At 41.8% G+C, this 20,528-nt stretch carries 23 protein-coding genes; 3 read left to right on the forward strand and 20 right to left on the reverse strand.

Annotation, left to right across the window (positions count from 1 at the left end; translation table 11 throughout):
* Positions 1–292: 292 nt before the first annotated feature.
* The 16 genes from recO to E0485_RS16980 form a co-directional block, all read right to left on the reverse strand.
* Complete coding sequence (gene recO, locus E0485_RS16905) at positions 293–1,039, reverse strand: DNA repair protein RecO (RefSeq protein ID WP_132419256.1); 747 nt, start codon at positions 1,037–1,039, stop codon at positions 293–295.
* Positions 1,040–1,064: 25 nt separating this feature from the next.
* Entirely contained in the window at positions 1,065–1,214 is a 150-nt protein-coding gene (locus E0485_RS16910) for a YqzL family protein (protein WP_132419257.1), read from the reverse strand.
* A gap of 127 nt (positions 1,215–1,341) precedes the next feature.
* Positions 1,342–2,247 carry a GTPase Era gene (gene era, locus E0485_RS16915; protein ID WP_132419258.1) on the reverse strand — a complete coding sequence of 302 codons (906 nt, stop codon included), beginning with the start codon at positions 2,245–2,247 and terminating at the stop codon, positions 1,342–1,344.
* Positions 2,244–2,663: a cytidine deaminase gene (locus tag E0485_RS16920; protein WP_132419259.1), complete on the reverse strand. Its 420-nt coding sequence runs from the start codon at positions 2,661–2,663 to the stop codon at positions 2,244–2,246. Before E0485_RS16920 ends, era begins: the two co-directional genes overlap by 4 nt.
* Positions 2,664–2,699: 36 nt before the next feature.
* A complete protein-coding gene (locus E0485_RS16925; protein ID WP_132419260.1) occupies positions 2,700–3,419 on the reverse strand; it encodes a diacylglycerol kinase family protein in 720 nt (239 codons plus the stop codon).
* Positions 3,416–3,925: an rRNA maturation RNase YbeY gene (gene ybeY / locus E0485_RS16930; RefSeq protein WP_132419261.1), complete on the reverse strand. Its 510-nt coding sequence runs from the start codon at positions 3,923–3,925 to the stop codon at positions 3,416–3,418. The genes E0485_RS16925 and ybeY overlap by 4 nt, the downstream gene beginning before the upstream one ends.
* The gene (locus tag E0485_RS16935) at positions 3,918–6,158 is read right to left on the reverse strand and encodes an HD family phosphohydrolase (RefSeq protein WP_132419262.1); all 2,241 of its coding nucleotides are present in this window, start codon (positions 6,156–6,158) and stop codon (positions 3,918–3,920) included. Before E0485_RS16935 ends, ybeY begins: the two co-directional genes overlap by 8 nt.
* A gap of 69 nt (positions 6,159–6,227) precedes the next feature.
* On the reverse strand, positions 6,228–7,208 hold the full coding sequence (locus E0485_RS16940; protein ID WP_235857606.1) for a PhoH family protein: 981 nt from the start codon (positions 7,206–7,208) through the stop codon (positions 6,228–6,230).
* Between the two features lie 6 nt (positions 7,209–7,214).
* Complete coding sequence (gene yqfD / locus E0485_RS16945; RefSeq protein WP_132419263.1) at positions 7,215–8,444, reverse strand: sporulation protein YqfD; 1,230 nt, start codon at positions 8,442–8,444, stop codon at positions 7,215–7,217.
* Positions 8,445–8,509: 65 nt separating this feature from the next.
* Positions 8,510–8,785: a sporulation protein YqfC gene (gene yqfC, locus E0485_RS16950; RefSeq protein ID WP_132419264.1), complete on the reverse strand. Its 276-nt coding sequence runs from the start codon at positions 8,783–8,785 to the stop codon at positions 8,510–8,512.
* A 168-nt stretch (positions 8,786–8,953) separates the two neighbouring features.
* Positions 8,954–9,418, reverse strand: a complete 465-nt coding sequence (locus E0485_RS16955) for a hypothetical protein (protein WP_132419265.1) — start codon at positions 9,416–9,418, stop codon at positions 8,954–8,956.
* A 5-nt stretch (positions 9,419–9,423) separates the two neighbouring features.
* Complete coding sequence (gene floA, locus E0485_RS16960) at positions 9,424–10,410, reverse strand: flotillin-like protein FloA (RefSeq protein WP_132419266.1); 987 nt, start codon at positions 10,408–10,410, stop codon at positions 9,424–9,426.
* Between the two features lie 26 nt (positions 10,411–10,436).
* Positions 10,437–11,084, reverse strand: coding sequence for an NfeD family protein (locus tag E0485_RS16965; RefSeq protein ID WP_132419267.1), 648 nt, complete (start codon positions 11,082–11,084; stop codon positions 10,437–10,439).
* A 137-nt stretch (positions 11,085–11,221) separates the two neighbouring features.
* Positions 11,222–11,665: a GatB/YqeY domain-containing protein gene (locus E0485_RS16970; RefSeq protein ID WP_132419268.1), complete on the reverse strand. Its 444-nt coding sequence runs from the start codon at positions 11,663–11,665 to the stop codon at positions 11,222–11,224.
* A 16-nt stretch (positions 11,666–11,681) separates the two neighbouring features.
* Positions 11,682–11,855, reverse strand: coding sequence for a 30S ribosomal protein S21 (gene rpsU, locus E0485_RS16975; RefSeq protein ID WP_132419269.1), 174 nt, complete (start codon positions 11,853–11,855; stop codon positions 11,682–11,684).
* Positions 11,856–12,024: 169 nt separating this feature from the next.
* Positions 12,025–12,381, reverse strand: a complete 357-nt coding sequence (locus tag E0485_RS16980; protein ID WP_132419270.1) for a histidine triad nucleotide-binding protein — start codon at positions 12,379–12,381, stop codon at positions 12,025–12,027.
* A 149-nt stretch (positions 12,382–12,530) separates the two neighbouring features.
* On the opposite strand from E0485_RS16980, the gene E0485_RS16985 reads away from it, so the two are divergent.
* The 3 genes from E0485_RS16985 (at position 12,531) to E0485_RS16995 (ending at position 16,049) form a co-directional block, all read left to right on the forward strand.
* A complete protein-coding gene (locus E0485_RS16985) occupies positions 12,531–14,462 on the forward strand; it encodes an FAD-dependent oxidoreductase (protein ID WP_132419271.1) in 1,932 nt (643 codons plus the stop codon).
* A gap of 91 nt (positions 14,463–14,553) precedes the next feature.
* Positions 14,554–15,399: a polysaccharide deacetylase family protein gene (locus E0485_RS16990; protein ID WP_132419272.1), complete on the forward strand. Its 846-nt coding sequence runs from the start codon at positions 14,554–14,556 to the stop codon at positions 15,397–15,399.
* Between the two features lie 8 nt (positions 15,400–15,407).
* A complete protein-coding gene (locus E0485_RS16995; protein WP_132419273.1) occupies positions 15,408–16,049 on the forward strand; it encodes a YkyA family protein in 642 nt (213 codons plus the stop codon).
* 62 nt (positions 16,050–16,111) lie between these two features.
* Here the strand turns inward: E0485_RS16995 and E0485_RS17000 are convergent, their stop codons facing one another.
* Genes E0485_RS17000 through E0485_RS17015 form a run of 4 tightly spaced genes read right to left on the reverse strand, consistent with a single transcriptional unit; the run spans position 16,112 to position 20,377 of the window.
* The gene (locus E0485_RS17000; protein ID WP_165921215.1) at positions 16,112–17,506 is read right to left on the reverse strand and encodes a sensor histidine kinase; all 1,395 of its coding nucleotides are present in this window, start codon (positions 17,504–17,506) and stop codon (positions 16,112–16,114) included.
* Positions 17,487–18,209 carry a response regulator transcription factor gene (locus E0485_RS17005; protein ID WP_132419275.1) on the reverse strand — a complete coding sequence of 241 codons (723 nt, stop codon included), beginning with the start codon at positions 18,207–18,209 and terminating at the stop codon, positions 17,487–17,489. The genes E0485_RS17000 and E0485_RS17005 overlap by 20 nt, the downstream gene beginning before the upstream one ends.
* 20 nt (positions 18,210–18,229) lie before the next feature.
* Positions 18,230–19,597: a hypothetical protein gene (locus E0485_RS17010; RefSeq protein ID WP_132419276.1), complete on the reverse strand. Its 1,368-nt coding sequence runs from the start codon at positions 19,595–19,597 to the stop codon at positions 18,230–18,232.
* Between the two features lie 9 nt (positions 19,598–19,606).
* Positions 19,607–20,377 carry a polysaccharide deacetylase family protein gene (locus tag E0485_RS17015; protein ID WP_165921216.1) on the reverse strand — a complete coding sequence of 257 codons (771 nt, stop codon included), beginning with the start codon at positions 20,375–20,377 and terminating at the stop codon, positions 19,607–19,609.
* Positions 20,378–20,528 lie beyond the last annotated feature (151 nt).

Below are 20,528 nucleotides of genomic sequence, written 5' to 3' on the forward strand. Positions count from 1 at the left end.
CGACACAAAAAAACCCGTCTCTATGCCTGACCAACAGACATAGGGACGGGATTGATAGTATAACCCGCGGTTCCACCCTATTTGACCAACTACCTCATAAGGAAGTCGATCCACCTTCATCCTGCGATGCGCTCCAGAATGCCATTCATCGATTACGTAAGGCTGGACTTTCACTAGCACCAGCTCGCTATACTCCGCTGACCGATTACTCTTTTCCTTCACTGCGCAATTTGATATTCATGAATCTTTACTTCACAAAATAATAGCAAACTGCTCTAACCATGTCAACTTATTAAATATCATATTTCTCCATTTGCTCAAGAAAAGATCGCGATTTAAACCTAATTCCGACATGTGTATCCATATAAGTTCGCATACATGACTTGAGTTCATCCTTTGTGCTTTGCTTCACATCTATTGCCCCTAGCCTTCGAAGGTCTAGACGCTTGAACAAGCGAAGCAGCTTCCATGTCGCATCACTCATCGCAATAGCTTGTTGATCCTTATAGCTACAGGAGGAGCATATGACACCGCCAAGCCTTGCGCTAAAAAGCATCCTCGGTGTAATTGAACCACAGGATACGCAAGCTTCCAACTCAGGAGAATAGCCTGCTGAGCCAAGCAGCTTCATCTCAAGCAAATGAGCGACTATCGCCATATCCTTATCTTCATCAATCGCTTCAAGCCCAGCTTTAAGCTGTTCAAACAAGTATGCGCTTGCATCTTCTTCTGAGGACATGCGATCGATTAATTCAACGAGATAAGCAGAATAAGCTGATTTGTACAGATCTTCTCTTAGTTTATTAAACGACTTAAGCAGCTCTCCATTATTAAGCGTTCCCATCTGTCCCGATTTATAAAAAACATACTCGCCAAAAGTAAAAAGCTGCGTGACAGCTCCGAGGCGACTTTTGACTTTCTTCGCCCCTCGAGCCATCACGCTAACTTTGCCCATCTCTCGCGTATACAAGGTAATAATCTTATTACCTTCCCCGTAATCCATGCTGCGCAGGACAATACCTTCCACTCTGTGTAGCATGATACTCCCCCATGCCTATATTCATTTACTCGAATAGCTCGTCTGACTCTGAATCAAATCCATCCTCATTAGAATCATCGATTTGATTCTGGTTACCAAGCGTAACCTCTTTATAAAGCAAGTATGCATCAAGATCGCCTGTCGTCCAGAAGTAATTCCACGAAAAATTTCGCATGAGTAACATCCTCTCCATCGACATGACTATTGCTTACTATCATGTAACTTAGGATGTACGTCCTGCACTACAGTATGCGTTACAAAACTTGCCAGGGATAGAAATTAACTTCCGTGAACAGAGTGGTTTATTCGTTTCTAAATCCAAGATCACGCAGCACACGCTCTTGATTCCGCCAATCCTTCTTCACCTTAACCCACAACTCAAGGAAAGTCTTGGAACCAAGTAACGCTTCAATATCTTTACGAGCTCCAGCACCAACTTGTTTAAGCAGCGTACCATTTTTTCCAATGATAATCCCTTTCTGAGAATCGCGTTCAACATAAATAACGGCCGAGATATGTACGACTCCGTTATCTTGAACACGCATGTCTTCTATGGCAACAGCGATCGAATGAGGAACCTCTTCACGAGTCAAATGCAGAATTTTTTCACGGATTAGCTCTGCACAGACGAACTGCTCAGGATGATCGGTCACTTGATCAGCAGGATAATATTGTGGCCCTGGTGACAAATACTTCACGATCTGATCCAGCATTGTCGTTACGTTATTACCATTTAGCGCGGAAACAGGAATAATCTCAGCAAATGGATATAATTCATTATACTTCGTAATGATCGGCAGAAGCTCTTCCGGCTGCACTTTATCGATCTTATTAAGCACGAGAATAACAGGTGTTTTGACTTGTTTAAGCTGTTCAATAATGAACCTGTCCCCACCTCCGAAGCCTTCAGCCACATCGACCAGAAACAGGATTGCATCGACTTCGCCAAACGTATTCTTGGCAACCTTCATCATATAATCGCCAAGCTTTGAAGTCGGCTTATGAATACCTGGTGTATCTAAAAATACAATTTGCGTACTATCAGTCGTATATACGCCATGAATCTTATTTCGTGTAGTTTGCGGCTTGTCCGACATAATAGCAATTTTCTGTCCAATCACCTGGTTCATTAACGTCGATTTGCCGACATTCGGTCGACCAATAATTGCTACGAATCCCGATTTAAAGGATTGTTTATTTCCACTCATGAATTTCCTCCTGATGATGTCAAATCTTGATTAGTAAAAGCGCCTGGAAGCAAACTCGCAACCGTTGTTTCAACAAACTCGCCTTTCATATTGCTTAAAAAAACAGGCATGTCTGGTGCACACAACTCAACAAGGACTTGCCTACATACACCACATGGTGAAATAGGACCCTCTGTATCGCCAATTACTGCGATTGCACGAAATGACTTCGGCTTGTATCCATCTGCTATGGCGCGGAAAAGTGCCGTACGCTCAGCACAATTCGTTGGGCCATACGCTGCATTCTCTACGTTGCACCCCAAATGTACTTGCCCGTCATCCGCTAATAAGGCTGCTCCAACGTTAAAATTCGAATAGGGAGTATACGCTCGTTGCATGACTTGCCTAGCTAATGCAATTAATTCCTTTGCTTCCATAGGAATTCCCCTCTCTGAATTTCACTAATGTTCTCATTATATCCACTCTAACCCCAAAACAATGAGTGCAGATAACACACTTCCCAATAGACTACCTAAAATTAGAGACATTGTCCGCACTTTCTTGAGACTAGTAAGTGCAATGAATATTATGGTAATGAGAATATATCCAAATATAATTCCTCTTCTATCATCCAATGTTAAGGCAAGCACCATAGCACCTGAAGTGCACAGGTACATCACTGGATTAAATCTTAACTTGGATTGATTCACCAAGCTTAAGGCATTAAGACTAGTCCCAACCAAAAAATTAAAAACTAGAATTAAAGCAAGCATCGGATAACTGATAGGCATAGCTGGATCAGGTATCTCGGCAGGTCTTATTCCATGAAACAAGAAATCGATTACTGGCTTATAGAATACAGCTATACCAATCAGTACGGCAAAACCCGCACTCACTAAGACTGCCCCGCTGGCAGCATCCTTGGCGATCTTAGCAAGTGGGTGAAATTCTTCGGTCACAAGATCAACAGCTTTTTCAATCCCAGTATTCAGGAGTTCCGCTGTTATTACGATTCCAATCGGAATCCATAGCATCACACATGAACCGATAGGCAATCTAAAAAAAAGAGCAAGAAACGTTACTAGTTCAGCAATTCCGACATGAATTCGTAGGTTTCGTTCCGACGCAACGGTTTGAACAATCCCCTCATGCGCATTGATAAAACTGTCTAGCCACGTATTTCGCTTAATCACCGGGTAAGTCCTGCCTTACTTAGAATTTGTTCCTGCTTCGCAAACATCTCTTGTTCAGCAGCCTCATCCTGATGATCATATCCAATTAGATGCAAGAAGCCATGCACGAATAAGAAGCCGAGTTCTCGCTCGATGGAATGCCCGTACTCTTCTGCTTGCGCAATCGCTGTTTCAACAGAAATAATAATGTCGCCTAATGGCTCAACTTCATTGTTGAAGTCGTCGCCATCACTAGCCTCATCAATTTCGTATACAATTTCAAGCTCATCCTCTCCCATTTCTTGAATGGCAAAAGAAAGAACATCTGTCGGCTTGTCATAGCCGCGATATTCCTTATTCAATTCATGGATTCGCTTGTCATCTACGAAAGTCAGGGAAATCTCCCCTTCTTCTATTTCCTCTTGTTCACCTGCATATTTCAATAGGTTCTCCAAAAGTCCAATAAATTCAGGCGTAATTTCCTTGATTTCCTGTTCATTCATCCATTCTATTCTAAGTCTATCCATTGGCCTTAACCTCCGTTTTGGTATCACTTGGATACTCGATGCGTGAATGGAAAATACCAAGCAGCGCTTCATTCAATGTTTTGGCAATCACATCAAGCTCTTTGAGCGTCAAATCACACTCATTGAATTGTCCATCATCAAGTCTTGATTTGATGATTTTATGAACCATCGAATCGATTTGCTCCATCGTCGGATTACGAAGTGATCTTACAGCTGCTTCCACGCTATCTGCAATGCCAACGATCGCTGCTTCCTTGGACTGTGCTTTGGGACCAGGATAACGGAACTGCTCTTCCGTAACCTCACTTGGATCTCTGCCTTCACTTTCAGCCAGCTTCTTCGCCTTGTGATAGAAGAATCCAAGGAAAGTAGTCCCATGATGCTGCATCGCAATATCTTGAATTAATTTAGGTATTTTATATTCTTTAAGCATTTCGACTCCATCGCGCGGATGAGCAATAATAATAGATTTACTTAGCTCAGGCTCAATCCGATCATGAGGATTCTCAATATTCGTCTGGTTCTCAATAAAATAACTTGGACGCTTTGTCTTCCCAATATCGTGATAATAAGATCCTACTCGGCATAGCAAGCCATCCGCACCAATCGCTTCAGCAGCAGCTTCAGATAGATTGCCAACCATGATCGAATGGTGATAAGTACCAGGTGTCTCTGTCAGCAGTTTGCGCAGCAAAGGATGATTAGGATTGGATATCTCCACCATCTTAAGCGGAGACAAGATGCCAAAGGCTAATTCGAAGAATGGCAAGAGTCCAATGACAACCATGGACGTTAATACCCCGCCACCTGCTCCAAAAGCTAATGATAGCAAAGCTTCCTTGCTCGTAATCTCACTATTCGATAAGAGCATGATGGCAACGATCGCTAATACGCTAAAGAACGAAATCAAGCCGCCTGCTTTGAGAATCGTAGAGCGTTGACTCGCTTTTTGAATCATAAAGATGGATGAACAGCAGATCACAAGCGTAATAAATCCATAGCTATAATCAAAAGGCTGAATATGCTCCATATCAAATATGATGGAAGCAAACAATGCGAACAGTACAGATGAAACAAATGCAAGTTGAACATCCAATAGAATCACTATAAGCATGGTTCCCATAGCAACTGGTGCTAAGAAGGCAATGTTCGGACCTTGTACATTCTGTGCTATCCCAAATATCTTCATCACAATTAGCGTCAACGTAAAAATCACAACAAGCATTAGTAATTGTGAATTATTATTGTGAATCGATGATTTCATATGTCTTGCTAGCATATACAGCATCATGCAGCATAAGAATATGATCAGGAGCAGTCCGATATGTGCTGAATAGTTCGCTTTATCCTTTAAAAGACGATTCTTCTCGAGCATATCGTATTTATCCTGCGTAATGATCGTACCTGCCCGAATCAGTTCTTCACCCTTATTGATATAAATCGGTTTAACCGATTCTCTTGCTTTGGCTTTGGCTTCATTCGTTCCTTTCTCATCAAAGAACTTATTAGGCATAATAACCGCTTTAATGATTTCCTGGGCAATTTCACGTGAACTTGCCTTGGTTAGAGTGGACATATTTACTTGCTCAGCTACTTTAGCACGAACGGTCTGAGCATCATTAATCTGATCCATCATTAGCCTAGCGACGATTTCCCTAGAGACTGGCAGCATCTCATTAATATCATCAGCAGTCAGACGTGGAACCTTGTATAACACTTCTTCTGGAATTTTGTAAGTCTGATCATTAACCTTCTGTCTGATCTCTGCGATCAATTCCTCGCTATATAATTTTTTATCAGAGAAATTCTTAATAATGCCAGCTTGATATTCACTAATCACAGAGGTAATCACTGTACGGTACAAATTAACTTTATCTTCAAACTTGGTTTCAATGTCTCCGTTGATCGCATTAATCTTGGAATAAACAGAATAAACAGCTTGTTCATTTTTAAAATTAATATTCTTATAATCATCAGGTACTTTCTTGGCCGCATCTTCTTTGGCCATATCTGTTGCTTCTTCATTCTCAATTTGTTTCGGGGCGTAGATCGTTTTTTCTGCTGGTTGTCCTAATTGAATATCATATTTTTGGGGAACAAGCGGGCCAAGTAATGAAACATAGAAAATAATGCCCATAAGAGCAAATAACAGCAAACGTACCCAATAGCTATTTTTCCAACCTGCTAGCCGCATATCCTTCTTGTCCTGATGATTCAATTCTTGCTGTTTCATTCGCGATCATTCCTTTACTTGATTTCGAACCCCCCGGTTACTAAATCGAAATGATAGATATTCGTCCGCCTACTTCGCTTGCTTCTCCGCTTCTTCATTGTAAGCCATAATAATTTTTTGTACGAGTGAGTGACGGACTACATCCTGCTCTGTAAAATACATAAATCCGATCTCTTCGATTCCACGCAAGATGCGGTTAGATTCCACTAGACCTGATAATTTCCCCCGTGGCAAATCGATCTGCGTGATATCGCCTGTTATGACCATTTTGGATCCAAAGCCAAGACGTGTCAAAAACATCTTCATTTGTTCCGGTGTGGTGTTCTGAGCCTCATCAAGAATAATAAAAGAATCATCTAATGTGCGGCCTCTCATATAGGCCAGAGGCGCGATTTCAATTATACCCCGTTCAATCATCTTACCTACCTGATCAACGCCTAATACGTCATACAGCGCGTCATAGAGCGGTCTTAAATAAGGATCGACCTTTTCCTGCAAATCTCCTGGCAGAAATCCTAGACTCTCCCCTGCTTCAACAGCTGGTCTGGATAAAATAATTCGTTTGACTTTATTTTCTTTCAGGCTAGCAACTGCTAGAACGACTGCTAAGTAGGTTTTGCCTGTTCCGGCAGGACCAATGCCGAATACGACATCCTTTTTATTAATTAAGGAAACATATTGTTTCTGACCAATCGTCTTTACTCTAATCGGTTTGCCTTTATTGGTTGTTGTAATTTCTCCGCGGAATAAAGATAGCAGCTCATCTGCTCTCATCTGCTCAGCAAGCTCAAGCGCATAACTAATATCACGTTCTGTTAGCGTATAATTACCACGTATAAGTTCAAGCAGAACATCGAACAATTGTTTAAGAGATTCTGTTTCTTTCATTGTGCCGAGTATCGTAATTTCAGCATCTCTTGTGTTAATCTGCGCTTCTGTCCGCTCTTCGATCATATTGAGGAACTTGTCCTGAGGGCCAAATAGTTCTTGTGCTTCAGTAGGATTCTGCAATTTTACTTTTACGGCATGCCCTTTATTCGTATCTGTCAACAATACTCATTCTCCTTGTGTAGCAATAGGTTGTTCTTGCATAATCAATTCTTCCACCTCAAAATGTACTTCCATATAAACTTTACCATTATCTGTTTTCTCATGCAAAATTTTTTCAGAAACAATCCTCGATTCTGGGCCAGCTTGAGCAAGTAATTTGGCTCTAGCTTCGGCTAATCCGATTTCCCGCGCCTCCTTTAAATCAATAGAATGCTCCGTGATATTCATGTCCATCAGCCGTTCCGTAATCCAGCCGACTGGCAGGATGAACTTCCCTAGCTGAAGCGTTTGCCGAGACTGGCTTGTCTCATATTGCTCAAAAGGAATTTTGCCATATCCCGATAATTTAATCGCTTTAGAACCTAAGACGAGATAACCCCTCGTTTTTGTTTCACCTGTAAGCTCTTTATAATATTTTTTTAGTGGTGTTTCAATAGTTGAAGTATACCATACTAACCCCTTAACCTTGCCTTCAGCAGCAACCAGCTTGCTATTCGTCTCATCACCGATGTATCCTGAGATCAAGATGTCACCTTTGCGCACATATTTGTTCGCTCTAACTAAAGGTTTTCCCTTTTGGGCATAAATTTCACTTACAAGCGCGTTCTTAGACGCAACGAGATTCCGAGGACCTACAAGAGCCTTCGGATCAGGCTTGCGTGCCTCTACAACTTGAATATTCACATGCGTCCCCTTGATCTCCACACCAATCCAGGCTGCATCAGGAAGTTCGTTCCGCAGTTGACGAGCGAGCTCGCTTGGCTCATCCAGCTTCATTTTCCATTGTAAACGATAAAGACCCACCTTATTAGCCGCATCCATAATTTGAGTATTCGTAATTTTCGCATTACCCGATATATTAATTTGCCAGACAAGTGAAGATAACAAATAGAGAGAAATAGCGAATGCGATTACCCCTCCTAGAAAAATTTTGCGTTTGCCTAGTTTATTTAACATAAATGGTACGCCTTTGCGTTCCGTTACATGGAATAAACAGCCTGTCCGATATAAAAGCGGACGCATCCGAAAAAAATCACTTAATGTGATCTTCAGTTCAGCCGTATCATTTTTATTGACTTTAATATCCCATATCATCATCGATTTGGTTAGTGCATGATTCAAGAACGCTTCAATGGATAAATGACCCGTTTGTCCATTATCCGCCGTGGCTCTACGCCCCTTGCGAATTGTCACACCAACATACCCTCGCATCCACATGAACAGCGGCGATTGCATTGTGTTTACCCCCTATTCGATTTTCTCCAATTACTTGTACCGTCCATGTATGTAGAGGACCATTATCAAGGTACATATTTAACCCCTGTGATTAACCCTTCAATAAAAACTTCCTCTGTTAGAATCGCTCGAATGACCAAATTCTCTCCTGTCACTTCAACCTGTCCCTTAGACAACTGCAATTTAAGCAGCTCGCTTGAAAAGTGAAGCACACCACGATGATTCTCGATATAAAGCTGTACATTGCCGACCATCGTAATACGAGGTAAGTCGTGAACGACGTCTTGTGGCAGATCAAGCATATTGGCTGCGATTTGATTAAATATACGAGGTAAACGCATCGTTCTAGACCTCCTGCAAAGCATAGGCTTTTTACACCTTATGCAGGGAGACCTCTGATTATGAAAGTCCAACTATAAAATGGGTGTTCATCCCATATAAACATAAAGCTGCCCTGCTCAGCGGCATAAGCCGATCTGAACAGGGCAGCTCTAACGTTAGCGTGCACGCTAACGGATCTGCTTCTTCTTGGCGCGTGGCGGGCCAAGAATCTCCCCCCACAGCACGCCTTGTAACACGGCGTGCTTGTTTACCTCAAGGCCGTTCCTCGCAGATGAACGGCCTTGAGCGTTAGCGGAGCTCGCTGCGCGCTCCGCTATTGGCTCCGCCAGCGGCGACATGGTCGCATGCTCGGAACGCCCGAGGCGTTCCTCCGCTGGCGCAACACGCTTACGAGCCGCCCTAGGCAGCGGCTCGCTGTCAAACAGCGACGGCGTACCTTGGGCGCCGCCTGCTTGTCCTTCGCCGCCTGCAGTTGCGCTCCGGCTGCTTGCTTCGTCGCCTTGCCCACCAAATGACGGCATCCGGCGGCTTCCGCTTGGCTTCTTCTTTGAAGAGAAGAGCGAAACTAAAATACTAACTACGATAATCACGATGGCAAAATTATGACCGATTAGATCAAGTAACTGCTCCATAGAAGTTATTCTCCACTCGTTTTATCTGTATCCGATACTTTGCTGATCGAGCTGCGCATTTGCGTATCCGCATCGATGTTCTTATAGTTCATGAAATCCATAACACCTAGCTTGCCTGAACGAAGCGCATCAGACATCGCTTGTGGAACCTGCGATTCTGCTTCAACAACCTTCGCACGCATCTCCACAACCTTCGCCTTCATTTCTTGCTCCTTCGCAACCGCCATCGCACGGCGCTCTTCCGCTTTCGCTTGGGCAATGCGCTTGTCTGCTTCCGCTTGATCAGTCTGCAAATGCGCACCAATATTCTTGCCTACGTCGACATCCGCGATATCAATCGATAGAATTTCGAACGCGGTACCTGCATCTAGACCTTTATCGAGTACAGTCCGTGAGATCAAATCCGGGTTCTCTAGAACATCCTTATGGGATGAGCTTGAACCCACTGTCGTTACAATACCTTCACCTACACGGGCAATGATTGTCTCTTCACCAGCACCACCGACAAGTCGATCAATATTGGTTCTTACCGTAACACGAGCCATAACCTTTACCTCGATACCGTCCTTCGCAACTGCAGATATAATCGGTGTCTCGATAACACGCGGGTTTACACTCATTTGTACCGCCTGCAATACATCACGACCTGCCAAATCAATCGCTGCAGCACGTTCAAATTCAAGCATAATATTCGCACGATGTGCTGCAATCAATGCATTAACGACACGGTCCACATTACCACCGGATAAAAAGTGGCTTTCAAGCTGATTGATCGTTAAACCTATTCCTGCTTTGGTCGCTTTAATCTGTGGATTAATAATTCGACTAGGAATAACGCGGCGTATTCGCATCGCGACTAAAGTTAGAATCGATACACGTACACCTGATGCTAGCGCTGAAATCCAAAGCATAACAGGAACAAATGTAAAAAATATAACAACAGCAATTAGAACTAATGCAATAATAATTAATTGAAACATTTGCGGATCCATTTAAACGCCTCCTAAAGCGAACAACCTTATTTATGAATCTGTGTAACAACAATCCGTACGCCTTCAACCTGCGTTACCTCTACTTCACTCCCACTCGGAATGAAATCACCCTGCGTCACTACATCTACACGCTCTTCACCGAATATCACAGTTCCTGCTGGTCGCAGCGGTGTGATCGCAATCCCGCGCTGTTTCCATAGATAACTATAATCAGGTGAACTGATGTAGCCTTCTTCTGTCGTCAACTGATCACGCAGAACAAACCGATTCCAAGTCATATGCTGCTTGAAAAAACGTATCGCGATAATCACTGTTACGATGCTAAGCAGTAATGCGGCCACGATTGCAAAACGAATGTCATCCGAATCCCCACCAGCCATCACAATACCTGCATAAATACATATACCGCCAGCTATACCTGAGATTCCAAAGTTGATGACGACTAGCTCCAGCAAGATGAGTACAATCCCGATCACAAATAAAGTAATATGGCTGTAATATGCATATCCTGCCGCAAATTGGCCCCAAAAATACAAGCCAAAGCTAGCAAATCCAAGTATGGCAAATAAGCCCCTTTTCACAAAAAGCATCTCGAGCACAATACCCATCGTACCGATGTATAACAGCAATATACACAGAATTGGAGATGTTAACATATTCACTAAAGTATCCATTCCAGCTCGATCCTCCTTCTGTCTATCTCCTGTTTATGTATACGTATTATTTGTCGAGTCGTTTCAATAAATGTCGCTTACATACAAAAAAGACCGAAAAGGAATAATTTCCTCGTCGGTCTTCTTGATACAATTGTTTAAGAAAGTAACTGTTGAACAAACTGATTAACAATCTTACCATCAGCTTTGCCTTTAACCTTCGGCATAAGAGCGCCCATCACTTTTCCCATATCCGCTTTAGAGGAAGCGCCCACTTCTTGGATCGTCTGCTGTACGATAGCTTTAACTTCTTCCTCTGTTAATTGCTGCGGCAAGTACTCCATGAGAATAGCTATCTCTGCTTCCAGATTAACAGTTAGGTCATCACGACCAGCCTTACTAAATTCTTGGAGGGAATCTTTGCGTTGTTTGATCTCACGACTCAGAACTTCAAGCACTTCATTGTCATCTAAAGTTTTGCGCTGATCAATTTCGATGTTCTTGATCGCGCTTCGAACCATACGAATTACGGAGAGTTTAAACTTGTCCTGACTCTTCATCGCTTGCTTCATTTCCTCGTTCAATCGTTCGCTTAAGCTCATTTAACTTAAAATCCTCCTAGAACTTTCTTTTGCGAGCAGCCTCAGATTTCTTTTTGCGCTTAACGCTAGGCTTCTCATAGTGTTTGCGTTTCTTAACCTCTGCTAATACGCCATCTTTAGCGATGGTACGCTTAAAACGACGAAGTGCAGCATCTATAGTTTCATTCTTACGAACGCGAGTTTCCGACACCAGTTTTCCCTCCCTCCGAACAGACCGTCCAAGACAAAGCGGTTCATCAAACTACATTATATGTGAAAATCAAAGGTCGTGTCAACATTACTTCACTTCCTTTTTTAGTGATATCATCCACATCTCCATGTTGTCTCTTATGAATCCTGCCTATAATGCTATGTATCGATTATTTATGTGATTTAGCAACGCCTAGCGGAGCTAATCTAGCACCACCGAGCAGATGATAATGAATATGGAATACTTCCTGTCCACCGTTCTTGCCGCAATTGTTAACAATGCGGTATCCCGTATCTGCAATATCCAGCTCCTCGGCCACTTTACGTGCCGCGCGCTGAATTTCCCCCATAATTGCCCAATCATCGTCTTCTGCCTCGTTAAGTGAAGCAATATGCTTCTTCGGGATCACTACTACATGGACTGGCGCAGCTGGATTAATATCATGGAAAGCAAGCACTTCTTCATTCTCGAACACTTTGTTAGCAGGGATCGAACCATCTACTATTTTACAAAAAATACAATCCATACTCATCTTCCTTTCCTCAGATTCAATACATTCATTTTAGCGGATTTGTCTCCAAACCGCAAAGTTAGACTATTAGTCTAATTTAGTGTAGACGATTTCGTTTACTTGGAATACACTGATAATAGTGAAATGTCTGAGAGGTGATGCTAATGAAACGTTATATGCGTGCTGATACACAAAAAAAACGTAAAATTGTGATCGACACTGCCATGCGGATGTTTATAGAAAAAGGCTATGAGCATGTGTCTGTCGATGAAATTATCGCAGAAGCGGCTATCTCCAAAGGAACTTTCTATCATTATTTCGAATCCAAAGACGAAATATTGTGGGAAATGACTCGTAAACAACTGGAAACCATTGAGCAGTGGCAAAAAGTTACGCCAACGAAAATTATGTCTCTTGAAGGTCATATTAATCGGCTTTTTCTAGACTTAGCGTCTAATATAAATGAACACCCTCGGCTAATGCGTTCAATGATCGCTCTTTCTTTACAGAATAAAACAGCACAAGAAATACAGCAAGAATTTAATGTAAAGCTCAGAAGCGCAATCAGCTATTGGCTTCTTGAACCACATAAAGCAGAATTACTAGCTACTGCTTATTTAGGAACGATCCTAAAATGGTGTTCGGTTAGCAACGAGGAGCAGGATCTTTCAAGTTTATTACGCAGTAATTTAGCTTGGGTTTGGGCAGGTATACGCGTTGATGGTGTTGGCCTAATGACAGATCTGGATATCGCAACTAAGGAGGAATGCAGCATGAAGGTTGCCATTATTGGCGGTGGATTAGCAGGACTAACTGCTGGAGCTTATTTATCAGAGAACAAAAATATCGAGGGTATCCTATTTGAGCGAAGCCCTCAGCTTGGAGGTAGAGCGTTTACTTACGAGAAATCCGGATTCACGCTAAACTATGGCGCGCATGCACTTTATGGTATAGATCGTCATATTTTGACTGATATGGAGAAAGAGCTGAACCTCTCCTTTTCCTCAAAATCAGTCGATAAACGAAGAGTTATGTACGCGAAAAATGGTCAACTAACACCTGCACCGCTTGATTTTGTTAACCTAGTCAAAACGAATCTTCTTATTACGAAGGATAAAATGCGGTTCGTTGGTGAAATCGCTGCCATTATGGCGAATATTCACAATCTTCGAAACTACGCGACCCTTGGCGACTTCCTTGCGGAGTCTGGCGCTAGCGAGGATGTGAAGGAATTATGGGAGCATCTGGTCTGTTCGAACTTCTTTATTACACCTGAAGAAGCCCGTAAAGTTCCAGGATCTTCGATATCCAAGTACTATCATAACCTGTTCCTAGCTGCAAACCCTGTTGGTTATGTACTTGGAAGCTGGGCAGTCATTACGAATCAGCTCAAAGATAAAATGGAATCGTCAGGCCGCTTCGAAATTACGATGCGCGAAGCCGCTGAATCGATTCGTTACGAGGATCGCAAATATATAATTACAACGAAGAATAGAGAAATGGCTTTTGATAAAGTCATCTTCGCTATGCCAGTTCAACAAGTGATTAAGCTGCTCAAAGGTACTGCATGGGAGCCATTCTTCGTTCCATATGAGAATAATACGCCTACTGAAGTAATGGTCTATGACATTGGGCTTGATAAAGTAGTTGCTAGACCATTCAGCTATATTTCTGATATGGATAACAAAATGTTTATTACAGACGTCTCAGCAACTGACCATACATTAACACCGATTGGCGGACAATTGCTGCAAGGGATCGCCTATCTGAATGATAACTTTGAAGATGAAGAAGATCGCAAAGCTTATCTGGAGAATAAGCAAATTCAGATGGAAAAGCTATTTGACACTTATTATCCAGGTTGGCAAGAGGCTGTCGCGGTGAAGCGTGTCTCCAAACGTGCGATGGTAGCATCAGTTAAGAACATCAACTCCAATAACCTATTGCCGACTAAAGTAGAGAATGTACCGTTCTTATTCTGTGGTGACGGCTGTGAAGGTAAGGGTGAACTTGCTGAACGTGCATTCTCATCCGCTAGACTTGCAGCTCAAACCATTCTTAACGAACTCAAGCAAAAAGAGCAAAAAGCACAATAATTCCGTTGTTGTTACTTTCCTGTAAATCTTCTAGGTCAAATATCCTATAAACTATGACTAGATAATAGATAGACAGGAAGGACAACAAGAAATGCAACCCTATTTGACACCAAGACCAAACAAAAAGCGTAAACTAGTCAAACGATCCACAATTTCTGTACTCTGTATTGGAATTAGTGCAAGCTTAATCTGGATGTTTTCCCCATTGTCGTCGGCATCAAGTCAACCGAGCATTCCAAGAGATCAGCAGCTAACACAATCTGTTGCTAGCTTCGACGACATGGAGCTATCCAAGCCTACGGCTCTCGAATACAATGGTAAAGTGCGTAAAATTGCTTATATTACTTTCGATGATGGTCCTAGCAAATATACGGAGAAGCTACTAGACGTGTTAAAACAACAAAACGTCCAAGCTTCTTTCTTCATGCTAGGGCCTAATGTTTTGAGTCATCGAGATGTTGTAGAGCGGATGGAGAAGGAAGGTCATTATCCAGGCTTGCACAGTATGACACATGACCACAAAACCTTATATCGTAGTGGTGGACCTAGTAACTTTATCAAAGAATTTACTGAAGATCAGGAAATTGTCGAAAGTATTGTTGGATATAAGCCAACCTTAATTCGCGCTCCTTACGGTAGTGCACCACAGATTGGTCCAACATTTCGAGATGCCATTGTTAAAGCAGGGTTTAAAATGTGGGATTGGACAATAGACTCCAATGACTGGAGATTTTCAAACAAGCCTAAGTCAGTCGTGAATGAAGTTCGAAAACAACTTAGCCGTAACGTTGAAGTTTTGTTATTCCATGAGAAACAACAAACGATCGATGCGATGCCAGAAATTATCAATTTATTGCATTCACGAGGCTATGAACTTGAAGCCTATCATCCGGATTCGCATATTGTAGTCAACTTCCAGAAAGACAACAGATTATAGGAGATCAAATGATGAAACGAGTTAATATAAGCGTCGCTTTGCTGCTGCTATCGCTTGCTATTTTAGGTGGGTGTAGCGATAAAGCCAAAGATAATGCAGTCACTCTTCTGAATGAACACATGGTACTTGAACAGAAGTTCAGCGGCTATTTAAAACAAATAACACAGCTTGAAACGAAGGATAAGCAAACTTATGATAATATCCTCACCGAAGGCAAGAAAGATTATCTAAATGCAAAAAGCTCTATATCAGATGCACTACAAACAATTGAAGAGCGCAGATCCGTTCTCGCCGAAGCTCAGAATGCTTTGCTAGCAGCAAGCGAAAACATGAACAGCCTGGAAAAAGAAGTTAATCGAATAAAATCGATTGAAGAGAGCGAGCAAGGTCATAAATTGATTGATCTATATAAATCTCGTGATGAAGTTTTTATTAATTTATATAATCAATATATGAGCGGTCTAGAGTTGGATGATAAGCTCTATCAAATGCTGAATGATAAATCATCCAACTTAAAGCAGATTAATAATCAAGTTGCTGAGCGCAATCGCTCTTTTACTGAAGTTACTAAATTAATGCATGAATTTAATCAAAAATCCCAGGAGTTTCAAGACGGAAGAATCTCCTTCTTGAAGCAACTGGGCGTGTAACAAAATCTTATAATACTGAGAAAGCTCTTACGCTATAAGTATGGCGTAAGAGCTTTTTTATGTTATCCTTCTATTCTCTTCGGTAGCAATATGATGACCTCGGTACCTTCACCAAGTACACTACGTATGTCTATTTGTCCACCATGAAGCCGGGCAAGCTCATTAGATATCGATAATCCTAACCCGCTGCCTGAACGACGACTCGAGCCTTTAAAAAATTTATCCTTGACGTATTTCAAATCCTCTGGCGGAATCCCTTCACCTGAATCCTTTACATGGATCTCATACATGGACGGCGTCTCCACTGTCGCAAGCTCGATCGAACCATTTTCGGGTGTAAACTTTATCGCATTATCCACAAGATTGATCAAGATTTGTTTTAACCGATTATATTCTCCGATCGTTCTTAGTGGTTCAGCGTTTAAATGAACTACTAGATTTAAGTTTCGAGCCGCACATGCTGCGGTATACTGCCTGCTTACTTCCTCCACGATATGATTCAACTCGACCTCTTCAGGCTGAAATTGAATCGCTCTAGACTGAAGTTTGGAGAAATCAAGCAAGTCTTCAACTAATCCAATTAATCGATCTGTTTCTTGTGCAATAATTCGAAGCCCCATTTGTGTTTCCTCTTGATTATGACCATCTCCAGAAACGAGTGTTTCATTCCAGCCCTTGATTGCCGTAAGAGGCGTTCTAAGTTCATGCGAAATGGAAGAAATAAAATCGTTCTTAATCTGTTCATTCCGCAGTATTTCACTGCTCATATAGTTCATTGTATCAGCAAGTTCTCCAATCTCGTCCGGATGCCGTTTCACAGCTTTTATCTTATATTCGCCTCTAGCGAAAGCCTTAGCTACAGCAGTTAACTCGCGAATAGGTTTGACAATCGTTCCTGTCATAAATAACGAGGCTGCAATAGATAGCGCGACAACTCCCAGACCGATCGCAGACGTGAGGAAGAAGTACTTCCATAACGTTTGTTCGAGCAGTTCAAGTGAGGTTGAATAGCGTAACACGCCAACAACACGATCATCCTCCATTAATGGACTGGATAAGGCTAAAGTTTTCTCTCCAGTTTCCTCATTATTACCGATCCATGTACCTTGCTCTCCTTTATAAGCAGCTCTAACATCAGGTGTCTTCACCTTAGCCATGGAATGAATCCCATACGATTCCATCACTACTGTTCCATCAAGATCGATAATTTCAGTGCGTACTTCTTGATCTGCGGGACTGTTTTCAATAATAAATCGCGATTTTTGAGCAAGTGAAGCATACTCCAAATTTTTATTGTAGAACGAGATGGAATAACTTGATTTGACAGCTAAGCTTCTTGTAACACTACCATAGTAATACTGCCAAACGGTTCCCATAAATAGAGATCCGAGAATGACAACGACAAATAAGATGATGATCACAAAATATAAGATCACCCTACTCTTGATGCTTCTCATCGGTCTCCTTCTTCCATATATAACCGCTTCCCCACACCGTACAAATAAACTCAGGGCTTGAAGGGTCATTCTCTATTTTTTGACGTATCCGCCTTATATTCACATCCACAATTTTAAAATCGCCGACAAAATGTCTTCCCCATACCTTATCCAGAATTTCATCACGAGTAATCGTTTTGTTAGGTGATTCCATTAAAAGCTGCATAATTTGGAACTCCGTCGGGGTTAGCGTAATCTCTGCAGCGTTCTTCCACAATACATGTTCATCAAGCGATAAAACAAAGGGACCCGATTTGAGCTCCTGCGGCTCTGGCTCTTCTTTGACGATAAGCTGTAATCGCCTGCTTAATGAATTAATTCTTGCCATTAGCTCTGTAGGCGAGAAAGGCTTGGTTACATAATCATCTGCACCTAGCTCCAATCCCTTGACTTTATCCTGATCCTGCCCTTTGGCAGTCAGCATAATGATCCCCACTCGCGGATATTTGCGGCGAAGAATCTCACATACATCGAACCCAGTAATCGAGGTTGGCAGCATTACATCAAGCAAAGCAATTTGAATATCAGGATGTTGTTCCATCAGTTTTATAGCCTCTTCACCTGTATGAGCTTCAATCACCTGATACCCGACTCTTTTCAAATTAATCGTGACAAATCCTCGGATCGACTCCTCATCCTCTAGCAATAGTACTTTAAGTTCCAAATCTTTACCCCTTTCAATCTTTACCTCTCAGTTAGTTCAATATGTTCAAGTAAATAGGCAAGATCAATCCTCATCTCTTTGAGCTTCTCCAGCTCCTTGGGAGACAAATTAGCAGCTTGACTAGCTTCATCAGGAATAATGCCAACAAATAATCGATTATATCTCATACCAAGAATTTGATAGTGCAGCTTCGATTGCTGTAGTTTACGTTCAATATCTTCCTGGTTTAACACATTATCGTAATATCGAATAGAAGCTAAATCTGCGATCTTCCGACCACGTTCATTCACATAAAAGAATGTCGTTTCTTCAAATGGATCATGCTCTCCACTTACTTGCAGATTGGATTTCCATGAATTCGGAAGCGTTAAAGAATACCCCGCACCATAATCATCATAAGTATAATACGCAGGGATCAGTCCGGTTTGCCCATCCCACTTATTCCACACCGTCCGAAACGCCATTTCGGCATAGCTTGCATCAGGCGTTAATTCTTCAAGTAGAGGGATTTCAATAATCCCGTCATGATTCGCATCTTCTGGATAAGTAGATCGAGGAATGAAGGGGATCCACCCTCCGTCTGGCTTAGCAGTACCAAAAACATCCTGCAGTTTACCATCCTTCATAATAAGCAATATGGAATAAGCGGAGTGTGCACCCACCCCCGCTTCAATAAATACACCATTTACAGAGCTTGATGCTTTCCCAAACTTTACATCACTATAACCATTTATACTGCCATCTAGCGGTAGTTTATCCAGCAAAACCATTGCTCTTCCATCGTATTGATACACACTCGCATCTGCAGTCATTTCAAAACGATTATTGTTTAGAATAATAATTTCGGGAACAGGATCATTATTCAGATTGCCAACTTCCATTTGCGCATAAGGCAGTTCTGCAATTTTGCGAAATTCTTGTATATCATTTCCATAAATATGCAAAATTTTATTTTCATCTGTCGATATGACACTACCAATCATGATCTTCAATTGGCCATCATTAGCCAGATCAGCAAATCGTATGAAATCCAGCTCATCCGAATTTATTTCGATCTGATTCAGTTTGGTCCAGCTATCGCTCGATTGTTTAAGCAGAATAACGCCATGGATTGTCTTGTTATTCACTTTTAAACTATAAGTAGCGTAAGCTTCCATGATCCCGTCACTATTGAGATCAACTTCCCCTATTGCTACCGCATTCTCCGAATTTAAAGGTATATAAATTTGAGCATCTGCAGGTAAATAATTCATTATTGCTTTATGCAATTGATTCATTTCCCCAGTAAGTGCAGGTGCACGCATTAAATCTTCAGGATGCTTTTGGATATCACAGCCTGTAAGAAATAATAGAAGTACGATAATCAATACGCGTAATCTGTGCTGCATTGCATCTCCTTACTCCTTCGCATAAAGCTCAGGTATCGTAACAATTGTATAGTTCTCTTTTTGTAAATAATCTATTAATTGGGGTAAAAATTCAATCGTATTATCAAGCTTTCCGCCCTTGCCGCCAAAGCTATGCATCAGAATAATACCATTTGGCTTCAAATTTTTCTTGACGTTAGCCAGCATCTGCTTACTTGACGTTCCTGCCCAATCTCTCGTATCAACCGTCCAGCCAATCTCCTGGTTGCCCGACTTCGTAATCGTGTCCTTTACTTGCTTGTTCTTAGCCCCGTAAGGCGCTCTGAACCAAGTCGTACTCGTTCCAATAGCATCTTTAATTACTTGATCTGTCTTGGCGATCTGCTGCTTCATTTGCTCATTCGTGATCTTTGTGAAATCCTTATGATCCCAGGAATGATTGCCAATGGCATGCCCTTCTTCAGCGATTTCCTTCAGCATATCAGGATACAGTTTAACTTGTTTGCCAACAACGAAAAATGTCGCATGAACGCCTTTGTCTTTCAGTATTTCTAAAACCTTCTTCGTGTATTTGCGATCAGGACCATCATCAAAAGTTAGAGCAACTTTCTTTACCTGTTCAGCTACAGGTACAGATGGCTTTGAACTCACTTGTGCAACTTTCACTGTGGTAGCTGCAACTTGTTTGATTTGTGGCTGTTTCCCTATCACATTCTGCGCTTCAGCCTTTGTACTAAATCCACTCATAAAAAAAACGACAAGTACTAATGTACAACCTATTAAGACCGATTTCAATTTCATATAATCTCCCCCACATTTCCCCATATGCCTTATCATAAAATATTGTGTAATCCAAAGATTTACGAAATGATTACACCTGTAAAAATTCTCTACAATCTATTAGACGCAAAAACCGTGCAGAATGTTGTCTGCACGGTTCATTTTTTAAAAT

The organism is Paenibacillus albiflavus (assembly GCF_004344915.1).
In the GTDB taxonomy this organism is placed as follows: Bacteria; Bacillota; Bacilli; order Paenibacillales; family NBRC-103111; genus Paenibacillus_AM; species Paenibacillus_AM albiflavus.

What these genes read in the sequence shown, in the direction of transcription:
- recO (WP_132419256.1), bottom strand. Translation starts at nt 1,039, where the DNA reads ATGCTACACAGAGTGGAAGGTATTGTCCTGCGCAGCATGGATTACGGG.
- E0485_RS16910 (WP_132419257.1), bottom strand. Translation starts at nt 1,214, where the DNA reads ATGCGAAATTTTTCGTGGAATTACTTCTGGACGACAGGCGATCTTGAT.
- era (WP_132419258.1), bottom strand. Translation starts at nt 2,247, where the DNA reads ATGAGTGGAAATAAACAATCCTTTAAATCGGGATTCGTAGCAATTATT.
- E0485_RS16920 (WP_132419259.1), bottom strand. Translation starts at nt 2,663, where the DNA reads ATGGAAGCAAAGGAATTAATTGCATTAGCTAGGCAAGTCATGCAACGA.
- ybeY (WP_132419261.1), bottom strand. Translation starts at nt 3,925, where the DNA reads ATGGATAGACTTAGAATAGAATGGATGAATGAACAGGAAATCAAGGAA.
- E0485_RS16935 (WP_132419262.1), bottom strand. Translation starts at nt 6,158, where the DNA reads ATGAAACAGCAAGAATTGAATCATCAGGACAAGAAGGATATGCGGCTA.
- yqfD (WP_132419263.1), bottom strand. Translation starts at nt 8,444, where the DNA reads ATGCAATCGCCGCTGTTCATGTGGATGCGAGGGTATGTTGGTGTGACA.
- yqfC (WP_132419264.1), bottom strand. Translation starts at nt 8,785, where the DNA reads ATGCGTTTACCTCGTATATTTAATCAAATCGCAGCCAATATGCTTGAT.
- E0485_RS16955 (WP_132419265.1), bottom strand. Translation starts at nt 9,418, where the DNA reads ATGGAGCAGTTACTTGATCTAATCGGTCATAATTTTGCCATCGTGATT.
- floA (WP_132419266.1), bottom strand. Translation starts at nt 10,410, where the DNA reads ATGGATCCGCAAATGTTTCAATTAATTATTATTGCATTAGTTCTAATT.
- E0485_RS16965 (WP_132419267.1), bottom strand. Translation starts at nt 11,084, where the DNA reads ATGGATACTTTAGTGAATATGTTAACATCTCCAATTCTGTGTATATTG.
- E0485_RS16970 (WP_132419268.1), bottom strand. Translation starts at nt 11,665, where the DNA reads ATGAGCTTAAGCGAACGATTGAACGAGGAAATGAAGCAAGCGATGAAG.
- E0485_RS16980 (WP_132419270.1), bottom strand. Translation starts at nt 12,381, where the DNA reads ATGGATTGTATTTTTTGTAAAATAGTAGATGGTTCGATCCCTGCTAAC.
- E0485_RS16985 (WP_132419271.1), top strand. Translation starts at nt 12,531, where the DNA reads ATGAAACGTTATATGCGTGCTGATACACAAAAAAAACGTAAAATTGTG.
- E0485_RS16990 (WP_132419272.1), top strand. Translation starts at nt 14,554, where the DNA reads ATGCAACCCTATTTGACACCAAGACCAAACAAAAAGCGTAAACTAGTC.
- E0485_RS16995 (WP_132419273.1), top strand. Translation starts at nt 15,408, where the DNA reads ATGATGAAACGAGTTAATATAAGCGTCGCTTTGCTGCTGCTATCGCTT.
- E0485_RS17000 (WP_165921215.1), bottom strand. Translation starts at nt 17,506, where the DNA reads ATGAGAAGCATCAAGAGTAGGGTGATCTTATATTTTGTGATCATCATC.
- E0485_RS17010 (WP_132419276.1), bottom strand. Translation starts at nt 19,597, where the DNA reads ATGCAGCACAGATTACGCGTATTGATTATCGTACTTCTATTATTTCTT.
- E0485_RS17015 (WP_165921216.1), bottom strand. Translation starts at nt 20,377, where the DNA reads ATGAAATTGAAATCGGTCTTAATAGGTTGTACATTAGTACTTGTCGTT.